The following is a 14,197-nucleotide window of genomic DNA, read 5'->3' on the forward strand; positions in this document are numbered from 1 at the left end:
GAGGCTGCGCAGGCAATACCATACAAGGAGTTAACAATGGCAACAGTGGCATTTATTGGCCTGGGCAACATGGGCGGTCCCATGGCGAAGAATCTGGTTAAGGCCGGACACGCCGTTACAGTTTTTGACCTCATGCCGGAGGCCTGCGCAGACTTAAAGGCCGCCGGTGCGGAAATCGCCGATTCTGCGGCATCAGCCGTTGGCAATGTTGATTATGTCATCACCATGCTGCCCGCCGGCAAGCACGTCCGGTCGACCTACGTCGGCGATAACAACGATGGCCTGCTTTCGCTCCTGGACAGCAACACCACAGTGCTTGATTGCAGCACGATCGATGCGGAAACCGCACGAGAAGTTGGCCTCGCGGCAAAGGCAATGGGTATTGGTTTTATGGACTCACCGGTGTCGGGCGGCGTCGCCGCAGCGGCAGCCGGCACCCTGGCATTCATGTGTGGCGGCGATGCAGAGACCTTTGAAAAGGCCCGCATCATTCTCGCCGACATGGGCAAGAACATCTTCCACGCCGGCCCCGCCGGCGCAGGCCAGGTGGCCAAGGGCTGTAATAACATGCTGCTCGCCATTCACATGATCGGCACCAGCGAAGCGCTGGAAATGGGTGCGCGACACGGACTCGACCCCGCAGTGCTATCCGACATTATGCTCGCAAGTTCCGGGCGCAACTGGTCACTGGAGGTCTACAACCCCTATCCCGGCGTGATGGAAAACGCACCGGCGAGCAATGACTACAAGCCCGGCTTCATGGTCGACCTGATGGTCAAGGATCTCGGTTTGGCGATGGAGATTGCCAAGAGCGCCAACTTCGACAACTCCATGGGGCAGCGCGCCAGGGACTTGTTTGAAGCGCATCAACAAGCCGGTAACGGTCAGCGTGACTTCTCGAGTATTCTCGAGAAACTCCAGCGTTAAGCGCCGGGGTCAAGGATTTCAAAAAACTAGGCGCCGTGCTCAGTCCGGTGCCCTGGCAATATCCTCACGCAGTTTTCGACCGGCGAGCCAATAGTGAAGCGCCGACCAGGTCATGACCGGCGGCAGCGTATACAGTAGTGCGTAGCGGAGCGACTCACTACCCTTGGAGTCCGCCAAGGCATCGCTCAGCGATCCAATAACCCAGGAACCCAGCCCCAGTCCAACAATGTTGAGGATAAGGTAGAGAACCGCCGAAGCCGTGGCCCGCATTCTGGGGCTCACTACGGCGTGTGTGGTTGCCACGGTTGTTGCCAGATACACCTGAAAAAGAACGCCCGGAATAATCGAGAGTAGCAATACCGCCCTCCCCGTCGTGGCGGTATAGACCAACAGCATAAAGGGAATCATGATGGCGCCGGCCAGCGCCGGTATCCATGTATACCAGCGCTTGTCTCTTGCGGAGAGTCGATCCGCAAGCATCCCGCCACCGAGCACGCCGACGGCGCCACCCAAGCCGATAATCAGGGCAAGCCAGGTGCCAATTTCACCGGTGGACATCCCAAAAGAGCGGATGAGGTACGAAGCCATCCAATTGGCAGTGGCATAGGCGCAAAAGGCGTTGAGACCGCCTGCAAGCGCCATATGACGAAACGTCGGGCGGCTGAATAAAACTCCCAGCGCTTCACCGAAGGAGGACGATTCGGGGCCTTGGCCCGCTGCATCATGAATACCGCGAATCGGCTCCGCCAGGGTCAGGCGCAACACCACGGCCAGGGCGACCCCCGGCAAACCGACCACGACAAAGGCCGTACGCCAGCCGAAAAACTCATTAAGCCAACCACCGGCCAGAAAGCCGAATAGAATCCCGATACTCAACCCGGTGGAATACACCCCTATCGCCGTCGCCCGTCGATTGGGTGGGAAAATATCGGAGATGATCGAGTGGGATGGTGGGCTTCCCCCGGCTTCGCCGATACCCACTCCCACACGGGCCAGCAGCAGCTGAGCGTAATTTTGCACAAGACCGCAAACCGCTGTCATACCGCTCCAGATTACCAGTGACAGGGCGAGAATATCGCGACGATTGCCACGATCTGCCCAGCGGGCAATCGGTATACCCGCTGACACATAAAAAATGGCAAAGGCAAATCCCGTGAGCAGACCCAACTGGCTGTCAGAGAGCGCCAGATCAGCCTTGATATCTTCCTGCAGGATAGCCAGCAACTGTCGGTCAATAAAGTTGAAGGCGTAGACCACCGTCAATAATGACAGTGCATACCACTGGGCTCGAGATGACCCATAGGGATTGGAAACCGGAATACCCTCTGGCGACACTACAGGCTTCACATCACTCACTCCGACCCGCCTATAAACAGCAAATGGCCGGGCGGAGGGAGTGTCTCTGACAATTCAGGCACTAGGCAGCCATCCAATACTGGCGCAGGCGCATTTTGGATGGGCTCACTATGCTCCACGCTTGCAACCTCCATTGTCTAGACACGAATAGCATGGTATCGACCTCTGGCGTCAGCTCACGACCAGCAGCGACAATCCATTCCGACAGATGAGCCGACATTCATCGGCTCAATTCCTCTCGACCACGAAAGTATTCGAGCGCCTCGGGGTTTGCCAGCGCATCCTTGTTCTTTACTTCTCGCCCATGAATCATATCGCGGACGGCAATTTCGACCAGTTTTCCGCTAATAGTGCGCGGTATATCGGGGACTTCAATGATCTTTTCAGGCACATGTCGGGGCGTTGTATTCGCCCGTATGGTCGAACGGATCTTATTGCGCAACTCATCGGTCAAGGAGGCACCCTCGGCGGTAACTACCGCGAGTACGACACGCACGTCATCGCACCATTGTTGACCGACTACGATACTGTCCGCGATTTCCTCAACACGATCGACCTGTCGATAAATCTCCGCGGTGCCAATCCGTACACCACCGGGATTCAGTATTGCATCGGATCGACCATAAATCGCGAAACCGCCATTGTCGAATTCCTCGCCGTAGTCGCCATGCGCCCAAACGCCGGGCCATTTTTCAAAATAGGCACTGCGATACCGCTGGTCGTTGTCATCCTGCCAGAAGCCAATGGGTGTCGATGGGAACGGAAGCGTACACACCAATTCACCTTTTTCGTTGTACACACGTTCACCGCGATCACTCCAGATCTCGGTCGCCATACCGAGTCCTGCGCACTGGATCTCCCCTTTGTAAACGGGGAGTAGTGGGCTACCGCCAACAAAGCAGGAAAGAATGTCGGTACCTCCGGCAATACTGGACAGGCAAACATCGGACTTTACGTGCTGGTAAACGTAATCATAACTCTCAGGAGAGAGCGGAGATCCGGTCGAGAGTATCGTGCGAAGACTGTCCAGCGAGTAGTCTTCGCGGGGGTTATGCCCGGCCTTTTCCAGCGCGGCGATGAATTTGGCACTGGTGCCAAAGACGTTGATACCTTCACGATTGATGGCCTCAAGCAGCGTCCGACCGTTGTCGGCAAAGGGTGAGCCATCGTAAAGCACCAAGGTGGCGCCGCTCGCAAGGCCGGTGACCAGCCAGTTCCACATCATCCAGCCACAGGTGGTGAAGTAAAAAAAGACATCGCCGGGGTGCAGATCCACGGCCAGGCGATGCTCCTTGGTAATCTGTAACAATGAGCCACCGGCGCCATGAACAATACACTTTGGCATGCCGGTGGTGCCCGACGAGTACATGATGAACAAGGGGTGATCAAAGGGTAACTGGGTAAATTCAAGCGGCATTGGCGCCGGATCAAGATACGCCTCGAAAGACACCACACGCGGATCCTTGTTCAGATCAGCACGGGTATCCGCCAGACCAACCAGATCAACGAGTACCACTCGCTCCAGCGAATCAATAGCGTTCGCGATCTTGCTGACACGCTCCGTACAGTCGCAGACCTTGCCGTTGTAGCGATAACCATCGATTGCAATCATTACTTTGGGTTCGATCTGACCGAACCGATCGAGTACCCCATTGAAACCGAAGTCAGGTGAACAGCTCGACCACGTCGCACCGATGCTCGTCGCCGCCAACATAAACACGACGGTCTCCTGAACATTCGGCATAAAGGCCGCCACTCGGTCTCCCGCGGTAACACCCTCGTTTCTCAGACTGGAGGCCAACGCCTCTACCTGTGCTCTAAGATCACCCCAGCTGAGGCTACGTCGCTCACCGTCTTCCAGCAATGACACCAGTGCCGTTCCCGATCCCTCGTGGCGAAGCAGATTTTCAGCGTAATTCAATCGCGCGCCGTCAAACCAGCGCGCCCCGGGCATTTTATCGCCATCAACGAGGACCTTAGCCGCGGGTACACTGGCGGTGATATCGCAGTAATCCCATACCAACTGCCAGAAGTTTTCCGGATCACTGACTGACCAATCGTGCAGATCACGGTAGTCACTGAGGGAAAGCCCCCATTTCTGGTTCGCCAACGCCATAAACTGACTGGCCTGTGACTGCTGTTGCAGCTCCGCGGAAGGTTTCCAGAGTGGGGTTTTCATGGCATTTCCTGATTGCCGATTAAAAGGGGGGGGGGTAGATACCCAAAGTCGCTTTGCAAAGGCACAAGATCCATCGCAAAACATCTGGATGGCCATGATGTATTATCATGTCAAAGACCGTACACGAAAAATAGTTATACCAATCACTGCCGGCACCTTCGACGGAATCACCGGGGCGAGCGCAAGGTCAACACTCATTTCTCTTGGAACATACACCATGAATACACTCTATCGATTTTTTGCTCTGGCACTGCTAGCCACCTGCACCGTCCAGGCCCACGCCGAAGATCCCACGATCACCTGGGAACTCAAGGACGCCATTCGCCAGATCGATCGCCAGGCCGATGACTTTGAGTCGGTAATGGCCCATGTTGTCATCACACGCAGTAACACCGCGGACGCGACGGGTTCTGAAACCGAGGAAAAAGGCGTTATTTTTGCCAACAAGCAAGGCGATACGCGTATCGTGATCGAATCCCCTCAAAGTCTGGTGTACTTACTCGATCACCGCGACCTCTACCGATATATACCGGAGCAAGAGGTGGTGGAGGAGTACTACCTCCCCAAGCACCCTCAACTTGTGGCGCCTTTCTTACGGCTGGGCTTCTCTACCACAGGCAAGGACCTTGAAGACGACTTCCTGGTTAGCGCTATTGGCGAGCGCATGATCGGTGATCGTCGTACCCTGGGCCTGGACCTAACACCCAAAAAGGAAAAGGACCGCAACCGTGTTGTCGGTATGAAGATCTGGATTGATCAGGCATCGTGGATGCCCGTTGAGCAGGTGATTGAATCGGCGGGCAACGGCCAGGTCATGACCGTGATGTTCAGCAATATGGCGCGCAACCTCAAGCTCAACCCCGACTTATTCAAACGCAAATGGCCACGAGGTACAGATAAGAAGAAAATTCGCTGACCTCGGCTATGCAGGGAAGACAGGTGGCGAATGAACACTATGTGGCAATCCAGCGCTGTGATTGTCCGAACGGTAATGAAGCGTCCTGCTACTGAGTGTTCAAACCAGCCGACGACTTGTGCCGTGCACGGCAACTTGCCAAAAACTGTAGCGTTTGCCCTCGCGCTATCGTGCGCGAGCCAGCGCGACCCAGTGCGACAACTGATGAAAGCAGCGAAAACGAATGTATAAACCTCACAGCTTGAGCCTGGCTACGACAGTCAGGCTCCAGCACACAAGACCGGCGGAGTGATGCAAAGGAACGACCGCCCTCAAAGAAGACTGATACTGCTACTGGCGATCGCTATTTCACTGCTGTGCGGTCGTATGATCGCAGCGGACGATGCGGCCGAAACAAACGCTGGTGAACAGACACTGGGGCTTGAAGCCTGCCTGAAAACGCTCCATTGGCATTCCCCCCAGGGGTATTCCGGGCTCGACCCCGAGGCAATCAGACTAGTAAACTGGAATATTGAAAAAGGTACCAACCCTCTCTGGGCCGATGATTTAGCAAATTTCCTGTCGTCCACTGATCTGATTACTCTACAAGAAGGCTCACCGTCGCTGCCGATGGTCAACCGCTTATCCGATCGTTACCGCGTTTCTTTCGCTGAAGGCTACACGAACTCGTATCAGCGTACCGGTGTCATGACGTTCAGTGAGGTCGAGCCGATTGCCGAGTGCAAACTGATCTCCTACGAACCGTGGCTGCGCACACCAAAGGCGACGCTGGTGACGCGCTATGGACTTAAAGGTACTGATCAAACGCTACTGGTTATCAACATTCACGGGATCAATTTTTCCCTTGGTCTGATCGAACTCTCAGCACAGTTTGACGATGCTGCGGCACTGATTGCTGCACACACAGGTCCTGTCGTCTTTACCGGCGATTTCAACACCTGGCATTCGGGGCGTATCGATCTGCTCGACAGAAAAAAGACAGGCCTCGGACTTTCGGCATTAAGCTTTGACCCCGATTATCGTACAAGGACTTTCGGGCATGCGCTGGACCACATTTATGTACGCGGTCTGGACGCTCTTTTCACGGCATCTCCCGATCTGCAATCCTCGGATCACAACCCACTTATCGCGGAGCTTCGCTACGTTACTGGAAACACGAGTAAGAAAGAAAAACCATGAAGCAGCGGGAAAGTCGTCGATTCACACCAGTATTTTTGGGTTGGGTGATCACCCATTGGCTACTGTTAACAACCGGGGCCTATGCTGACAACCCCGAAGCCGAAATCGAATATTTGCTTTCTGCTATCGGGGACAGTGGCTGCGAATTTCTACGCAACGGCCGCGTTCATGATGCTGAGGATGCGGAAGCGCACCTGCGGATGAAATACCGTAATGGTTTTCGCTATGTATCAACTGCAGAAGAATTTATCGACCGATTGGCGTCAAAAAGCTCTATCACGCGCAGGCCCTATTTCATCGATTGTGACCAGGACGCCAGTAGCCCCTCCGGTGAATGGCTGTATCAGAGATTGAATGAATATCGGACAAAAAAAGTCTACAAAGAGTCGACCACTGGAGAAAAACCCACGGTAATGCCATGAGTAAACTTCCGGCCTCACTCCATCCGATACACCGGATCGCCGCCGTGATCTGCTGCATGCCTGGGATACAACACGGATGATCGAAAAGGACGTTATCAGGTTCTTGCGCGGCAAAAATTTGCAGGGGAATACCGCACTCGTCGTCTCCCGGACCGCGTCCTTTACCCCAGACGCCTTGCAGTTTTACCATCAGATTCGCACAGGGCGAGCCAAAGCCATAATGCCGAGTGCCGAGTGCCGAGTGCCGAGTGCCGAAAAACAGGGAACGTTCCACGGATGAAAAACGCAACAGAACAAGGTCATGTCAGCTTCACCGCCATGAAGGACGGCAGCGCCGAGGACTATGCCTTTTTGACAGAGCATGAGATTGAATACGCGAAGGGCACCGCAGACCGATTGCTGACAGCCCTCGCAAGCCTTGACGGGGGCCTCTCCGGGTACCAGATCACGCGCCTCGACCACTCCTTGCAAGCGGCGACGCGCGCTGAACGGGATGGGGCGGATACCGATTGGATCGTCTCGGCCTTGCTGCATGACATTGGCGATATTTTCGCCCCTTACAATCACGACGAGTACGCCGCGACCATCCTGCGGCCGTTCGTGCGTGAGCAATGCACATGGGCCGTCGAGAAACACGGCGATTTCCAGTTGATCTACTACGGTCAACATGTGGGCGCAGACTCGCACAAACGGGACCAATACGCCGGCCATCCCTATTTCGACGACTGTGCAAGCTTTTGCGAACGCTGGGACCAGTCCAGCTTTGACCCCGCCTATGACACGTTGCCACTGGAACACTTTGCAAACAGGGTGCGGGAGGTGTTTGCACGATCGCCCTATGACCCTGCAGTCCTCAAACAGGGTGCGCGCGAGCCCCTGGTAGCCTCATAAGAGCTAACCTTCGAAGCCACGCCCTTTCCCTTGCCTGAATCCTCCTCTAGATCAGGCCCATGCGAGATCAAAGGAGCCAGAGCACGGCACTCAACAAGGCAATCAATGCGCAGGACGCGCAATAAAAGTACGCGGAGCGCTCTCCTGGGTATGCGCTGTGGCGACTGGAGTCTCGCCGTCTTTCTTCTCAGCCTGTCCGCACGGACTGCGAACTTCTTCAGGCCGTGGTAGAACACTTACTTTTCGGAGGGCACAGCTATGCGTTTTTCTGATCTGAGTTATTCATCGCGACGGCTTACTTTGAGTTTAATGTTGTCCTCTACGCTGGCACTCAGCGCCTGTGGTGGTGACGAGGTCGCCACATCTGAGGCAAGCGTCGTTGACGACGCCCCAACGGCCTTGCCGAGTCCAGGAAGTGCGGACGAGAAGGCCCCCGTTGTTAATGACTTTCCTACAGAAAAGCTCGCGGCAATACTCGCCGATCAGTCTGAGGACACTCAGGCACGCTACGGTGCACGACATCCTGCGCGAACCCTTGAATTCTTTGATATTCAGCCAGGTATGACGGTGGTCGAAGCGCTGCCCGAGGGTGGCTGGTATACGCGAATACTCCGTCCCTACCTGGGAGAAGCGGGCACGATCATCGGTGCCGATTACTCGCTTGAGATGTACCCCCTGTTTGATTTCTACAGCGCTGAGGAACTGGCCGCCAAGGCGGTCTGGTCCGAGACCTGGCCGGAGGAAGTGGCCCAGTGGCCCGGTGAGGGTGCAACTGCGATGGCCTTTAACTTTGGCTCGTTGCCTGCCGAGTTACACAGCAGCGCGGACCGCGTGTTGTTTATCCGCGCCCTTCACAACCTGGCCTCCTTTGAAGCCAGTGGGGCTTATCTATCCACAGCCATAGACGATAGTTTTCAGATATTAAAGCCGGGAGGAGTTGTCGGCGTCGTGCAGCACATGGGTCCGGAATCCCACAGTGATGCCTGGGCAGATGGTTCCAACGGCTATTTGAAGAAGAGCGCGGTCGTTGCCGCATTTGAAGCGGCAGGCTTCGTGTTCGACGGCGAGTCTGATGTGAACGAAAACCCCAAAGACACGCCGACGGAGGAGGAATATGTCTGGCGACTGTCGCCTACCCTTGAGCCCGTGGAAGACGAAGCCTTGGCAGCGAAGTATGCCGCTATCGGTGAGTCCTCGCGTATGACGCTGCGTTTTCGCAAACCCGTAGCGCTCTAGCCTCTGCGCAACCAAGAACCGAGCGGCGCTGTCCAGCGTGCGAGCCTTCCGCGAAGCCATCGCGCCCGATCACGCCAATAACCCGCAAGCGCAACTTATGGTTAAACAATGAATCCTCGATCGTCCATCCGAGCCCCCGGCACTGGATCGGAGGTGAGAAACTGTCATGATGTGAGACATATCCCCGACTGGAACAAGTAATGGCAGGAGCCCACACAAGAACCATCGTCCATCGCAAAACCGAGTTTGATGACTGGCGATCCTTATCACTGGGTATTTATATGGCACTAACGGGCTACTCCGTTATGGTCGGCCTCCCGGTTATTTCAACCCAGTGGGTCAACAGCGTTGGATTCACCGCCGTTCAGGTCGGACGCCTGACCGGAGCAGATCTCTATGGACTCGGCCTGGGCGCCGCCATTTCCTTTTTTCTCGTTGCCCGCTTCGACCGTCGATACATCACACTAGGCGCGGCGCTCGTCGCCATTACCGCCAACCTGCTGTGTATCGTGTTTCCCGAGTATGGCGTGACCCTTTGGCTGCGGCTTATGGCCGGCGTCGGCGCCGGGGTCTTCACGGGCATTGCAATCGCAACCATTGGTGGGCACTCCCGACCCGCTTTTGCGTTTGCTATTGAGCTGTTTGCCTTCGCCCTCTATCAGGCTGTAGAGATGAAATTTCTGCCCATGCTCTCAATTGCAGAAATCTATACGGTCCTTTCGCTCGCTTTTGGCTTAAGCTTGGTATTCCTGCCCTGGCTACCTCGACGACCCGCCGCCGAGCCTCTCGATGTGGAGGTGGATGTCGAGGAAGAGCGCGGAGAGCACCATATCGAGCACAAGCACGTCCCAGCCTATATTCCCTGGCTGGCGATGATCGTCATTCTGTTCACCTACATCAATATTGGCGCCTATTGGACCTATATCGAACTGGCCACTGTAGGCACTGCGGCCGACCCCGATTGGGTAGCCGATGTGCTGGTTTACACTTCGGTGACGGCGGTAGTCGGCTGCTACTTCGGCGTTTTACTCAGCAACCGCTATGGTCTGTCCCGCCCGCTGCTGATAACACTGCTTTGTATGACCGGGGTGGCCGCTATGCTGGTACTGGGTATTACCAATGTCAGCATTGCGCTGAGTATGTTCGCCTTCAATATCGGTTGGGTGCTTGTCGACCTCTATCAAGCCGCCATCCTCGCCAATATTGACCGGTCTGGGCGGTTTGTCGCGCTGGTGCCCGCCGCCCAGGGCGTCGGCAATGGCATTGGGCCGAATATCGCCGCATCGGTGCTGGCGTTTGGCTCCGGTTATAACGGCGTTTTCATCATGTGTGCCATCGCCTCGGCGATCGCGATGCTGGTCTATCTTTACACCTACCTGATTTTGAGAAAACGCCTGCCTGCGCTGGCGGATGCATCTTGAGGGTAGAAGAATCTGTGCGTTGAAAACGCGTTCACTATCGCCACACGGAATTGCGGCCCTCTTTACCCGGAGCCCCCTCCGACGGGAAACAGGATCGAGATTGCGGAGGTCCCGGGCGTCTTCGAACTGCTCAGCGTCCTATCGCCGACTGACTGGTTACGATGACCGCGACCCAAGCGTGCCGCACGGACGCTGCAGCAACCCTACCCCGCCCCATTCGGCATAATAACAAAGAAGCCACACATCAAACCAAAATCACAGGCCTAAACCGTAAGGACGGGGGGTGGCGCAACGGAGGGATGGTCCCACTGCTAGAAATCATCCCACTAAATTTCACTCAAAAGCAGAAGTGGCATACCGATCTTTCCTATTGGCAGAACGGTCTACACAAAAAATTCTCGATCTACGTTGCGTACCTGGATGATTCGGGCGACTCACACACCAAGATATTAGATAGTTCGATGGCCTTAAATGTTCTACGCCATTTAAAACAGATCTGACTTGTGTCTATTGCGTCTTAAGGCGAACTAATTCGGACCAGCGCGGTTGAGATGTTACATCGCTGTCATGCCACCATCGATGACCTGCTCGGTTCCGGTAATAAAGCTCGATTCGTCGGAGGCAAGAAATACCACCAGATCGGAAACTTCTTCCGGCTCTGCCATCCTCTTGAGCGGTATTAGGTCAGCGGCGCCGCCGCCGTCTTCATCGGTAGCGGCGACCATCATTGGCGTTTTAATATAGCCAGGGTGCACCGAGTTAACCCGGATCTTGTGAGCGCCATACTCGACAGCAACTTGCTTGGTCATACCGCGTACGGCGAACTTACTGCCAACATAGGCAAGATTTGGTGAGCCGATATTGGCTACCAGCCCCGAGATAGAGGAAACATTGATAATAGAGCCTCCACCCGCCGACACCATGCCCGGTATCACCGCCTGCATTCCCAGAAAAACCCCTGTCTGATTAACGGTACAAACGCCTAGAAACTCCTCCAGCGTTAGCTCTGCAACCGAGGAAATTGGTCCGATAATTCCGGCATTATTGACTAACACCGTAACCGGACCAAAATGCTTTTCGGCAAGCGCCACAACGCGCGTCCAATGATCGGCTCGGCCGACATCATGAAGCGCGAAAATCGCGGCATCACCGATCTCCTCGGCGATACGTTCACCATCTTTTTCATTGACATCGGTCATCAGAACTTTGGCTCCCTGCGCAGCCATAGCTCTTGCATGAGTCTCACCCATACCCTGTGCTGCGCCCGTGACAATTACTACTTTACGTTTCAGTCTATCCATCAATATTAGCTCGTTGCATTAGGGTGTTAACTTTCCTTTGTCGACTCAGGCGATGACCGAGGCGAAATCGATATCGACCATGAACGGTGCGGATGCGACGAATGACGGCCGCTGGCATAACCGGTCCGCATACCGCGATAAATACTTGCAGTCACTGCGCCAAGGTACATGCTCCGCAAAAAATTCCTTAAGCGGCGGTATGTTCTCAGCAATGAAATCCAATTGCCCGAGCACACAGCCGACCTCAATATCACCAAGGGTGAGCTCGTTGCCTACAACGAAGTTGCGATCTTGAATTTCCCTGTCGAGTTCAGCCAGACCGCCATTGATCTTACGAATGTGCCGCTGTACCCATTCCTGACTTTGGTGCTCGAGTGGCCTGGAAACCTCGAAATTCGTACGGACCAATGCATCCATAATGCCAACTGAAAGCACCCGAAAACGCCCCATTTCTAGACGCGCCTCAGGGTCTGATGGTGTCAGCGGGGGCTCGGGGAACCGGGTATCTATCCATTCCAGAATGTAAGAGGACTCGAATACTGTCTCTCCGTCATCCGCTATCAAGATCGGCAACTGCTGTAACGGATTGTGAACCGTTACCACCGTATCTTTGTGCCACGGAATATCCCACTCCACCTTGAAGGGGATGGATTTTTCATGGAGCGCCACCATCACCTTGCGGCCAAATGGACTCGGGCCTGCATTGATCAGCTTCAACACGGTACTGGCTCTCCCGCGGCCGCGTTACTAGAAGCGATAGCTCGCCTCAAGCATCCACGTTTGTGGCGCCCCGGGCACCGCAACGTTGACTGAAAACAGACTCTTGAAGCCAATCCCACCTACGTAATACTCCTCATCAAAGGCATTACGCAGGTGTGCGGCAAGCGTCCAACCTGCATCGTCATCACTAATTGCGACCCGAAAATTTGCCACCGTGTAGGAGTCAATATCTGAGCCAGGATTAAGCGTATCGTGGGTTGAACTGAAGAACGTCTGGTCCTGCCCGTAAACCTCGCCATAGAGCGACAGCTCGAGATCAGAACCCAGCTGGAATCTTGCGTCCGCAAAAAGAGACCCTGACCAATCGGGTGAATCTGGATAGGGGCCAAAAGCGGTATCAGGATTATCAAGCACCGATACGACATTATCAGTGAACTCAGAATCCTGGAGGCTCAGTGAACCACCAATGGTCAGCCAGTCGGCCGGTGCCAGGGTTACGTCGAGGTCCATTCCCTTGATTTCGGCCTCTGGAACGTTAACCGTGATCCCGGCCAGAGAGCCAAAAATTGCAACGTAATTGGACCGCTGCAGGTCATCAATGACCATCTGGTACACAGCGAGATTGACTCGAGTCGGCATATCACCAATCGCTCCAAGGTATTTGTAACCCAGCTCGACGTCCGTGCCTTTCTCCTCGTCAAACGTACCATCGGCCTCGTTATCGTTCCCGACGATCGGCGGCGCATAAAAGTTAAAGCCACCACTGCGGAAGCTTTGCCGTGTCGTTGCGTAAAGCAGTGTCGCATCGCTAAGTTGATATTCCAGACCCAAAGTCCAACTCACCTGATTGAACGTTTCGGTCAAAGGATCAGTGTATACCGCTCCTGGAGGCGCCCCAGTGGTTAGGAAAAAATCATCATCATTACGGTCAAACTCAATATCTTCCTCTGAGTAACGCGCACCTACAGTTACACCAAGCCCGTCGACTCCGGTCATTTCACTAAGATCGAAGGTACCCTGGCCGTAGGCAGCAATGGTTTCATTTGAGGTGATACCCGAATTAATCTGCTCAACCGGCGGTGCAATGGGTAGAAAGTCAAACAGCTTACTCAGTGAATACTGCTCGTCCTCCTCGTCAGAATAGTAGATGCCGGTGACGTAGGTAAGCAGCCCATTAGATGTAGTACCCTGAAGCTGCAGCTCCTCTGAAAACTGGGTCAGCTCATTACGACGGCCGACATCTGATAAGTCATCACTGGGAAAGTGGGTACCGTCGAATTCACCGGCATTATTCTGATCCATGTCGTTGTAACCGATGATATTACGAAGCTCCAGGTTTTCCCCAAGCTGTATCGATGTAATATTCGATATGATCAGATTTTCCGCGGTGTGTATTGACGGGGCATCAACCGAGGCATCATGAAAATCTAGCTCTTCCTGCATTCGCGTCACCTCTGCCGAGAGACCCTCCGGATTCACACCCGGATGCGCGTCCAGAAATAAATCCCAAGCACCCGGAAATCCGAATGCCACATCCATGAGCGGACTGTAGAGCACTGATGCGGGAACGAACGCGGTATCGTTCGATGGATTGAAGGAATTGATCGCAACGCCGGAAACGTTGGTTCCATCGGCTTCATAGTAGGTCA

Annotated in this window: 12 protein-coding genes; 7 read left to right on the plus strand and 5 right to left on the minus strand. The window is 54.7% G+C overall.

Annotated features, from left to right (window positions below):
• Window positions 1–15: 15 nt before the first annotated feature.
• The gene (gene mmsB / locus NOR51B_RS14560) at window positions 16–927 is read left to right on the plus strand and encodes a 3-hydroxyisobutyrate dehydrogenase (RefSeq protein WP_407635216.1); all 912 of its coding nucleotides are present in this window, start codon (window positions 16–18) and stop codon (window positions 925–927) included.
• Window positions 928–966: 39 nt separating this feature from the next.
• Here the strand turns inward: mmsB and NOR51B_RS14565 are convergent, their stop codons facing one another.
• Together NOR51B_RS14565 and NOR51B_RS14570 are read right to left on the minus strand one after the other, a co-directional pair.
• Window positions 967–2,283: a spinster family MFS transporter gene (locus NOR51B_RS14565; protein ID WP_009021682.1), complete on the minus strand. Its 1,317-nt coding sequence runs from the start codon at window positions 2,281–2,283 to the stop codon at window positions 967–969.
• A 220-nt stretch (window positions 2,284–2,503) separates the two neighbouring features.
• Window positions 2,504–4,462 (minus strand): acetoacetate--CoA ligase, encoded by a 1,959-nt coding sequence (locus tag NOR51B_RS14570; RefSeq protein ID WP_040482177.1) that lies wholly within the window; start codon window positions 4,460–4,462, stop codon window positions 2,504–2,506.
• A 217-nt stretch (window positions 4,463–4,679) separates the two neighbouring features.
• On the opposite strand from NOR51B_RS14570, the gene NOR51B_RS14575 reads away from it, so the two are divergent.
• The 6 genes from NOR51B_RS14575 to NOR51B_RS14605 all read left to right on the plus strand — a co-directional run bounded on the left by NOR51B_RS14575 (window position 4,680) and on the right by NOR51B_RS14605 (window position 10,527).
• A complete protein-coding gene (locus NOR51B_RS14575; RefSeq protein WP_009020013.1) occupies window positions 4,680–5,378 on the plus strand; it encodes a LolA family protein in 699 nt (232 codons plus the stop codon).
• 291 nt (window positions 5,379–5,669) lie between these two features.
• Window positions 5,670–6,557, plus strand: coding sequence for an endonuclease/exonuclease/phosphatase family protein (locus tag NOR51B_RS15095; protein ID WP_009020973.1), 888 nt, complete (start codon window positions 5,670–5,672; stop codon window positions 6,555–6,557).
• Window positions 6,554–6,979, plus strand: a complete 426-nt coding sequence (locus tag NOR51B_RS14585; protein ID WP_195891512.1) for a YfeK family protein — start codon at window positions 6,554–6,556, stop codon at window positions 6,977–6,979. Before NOR51B_RS15095 ends, NOR51B_RS14585 begins: the two co-directional genes overlap by 4 nt.
• Before the next feature lie 276 nt (window positions 6,980–7,255).
• Complete coding sequence (locus NOR51B_RS14595) at window positions 7,256–7,870, plus strand: HD domain-containing protein (RefSeq protein WP_009019847.1); 615 nt, start codon at window positions 7,256–7,258, stop codon at window positions 7,868–7,870.
• A gap of 258 nt (window positions 7,871–8,128) precedes the next feature.
• On the plus strand, window positions 8,129–9,106 hold the full coding sequence (locus NOR51B_RS14600) for a class I SAM-dependent methyltransferase (protein ID WP_009019634.1): 978 nt from the start codon (window positions 8,129–8,131) through the stop codon (window positions 9,104–9,106).
• A gap of 200 nt (window positions 9,107–9,306) precedes the next feature.
• Window positions 9,307–10,527: an MFS transporter gene (locus NOR51B_RS14605; RefSeq protein WP_009021113.1), complete on the plus strand. Its 1,221-nt coding sequence runs from the start codon at window positions 9,307–9,309 to the stop codon at window positions 10,525–10,527.
• A gap of 554 nt (window positions 10,528–11,081) precedes the next feature.
• On the opposite strand, the gene NOR51B_RS14615 is transcribed toward NOR51B_RS14605, so the two are convergent.
• The 3 genes from NOR51B_RS14615 to NOR51B_RS14625 all read right to left on the minus strand — a co-directional run.
• Window positions 11,082–11,828, minus strand: coding sequence for a glucose 1-dehydrogenase (locus NOR51B_RS14615; RefSeq protein ID WP_040482180.1), 747 nt, complete (start codon window positions 11,826–11,828; stop codon window positions 11,082–11,084).
• Window positions 11,829–11,873: 45 nt separating this feature from the next.
• Window positions 11,874–12,548 (minus strand): glutathione S-transferase N-terminal domain-containing protein, encoded by a 675-nt coding sequence (locus NOR51B_RS14620; protein ID WP_009019967.1) that lies wholly within the window; start codon window positions 12,546–12,548, stop codon window positions 11,874–11,876.
• A gap of 27 nt (window positions 12,549–12,575) precedes the next feature.
• The coding region (locus NOR51B_RS14625; protein ID WP_040482181.1) for a TonB-dependent receptor at window positions 12,576–14,197 on the minus strand (1,622 nt) is incomplete at its 5' end.

Origin of the sequence: Luminiphilus syltensis NOR5-1B (genome assembly GCF_000158175.1) — a bacterium.
Classification (GTDB): domain Bacteria; phylum Pseudomonadota; class Gammaproteobacteria; order Pseudomonadales; family Halieaceae; genus Luminiphilus; species Luminiphilus syltensis.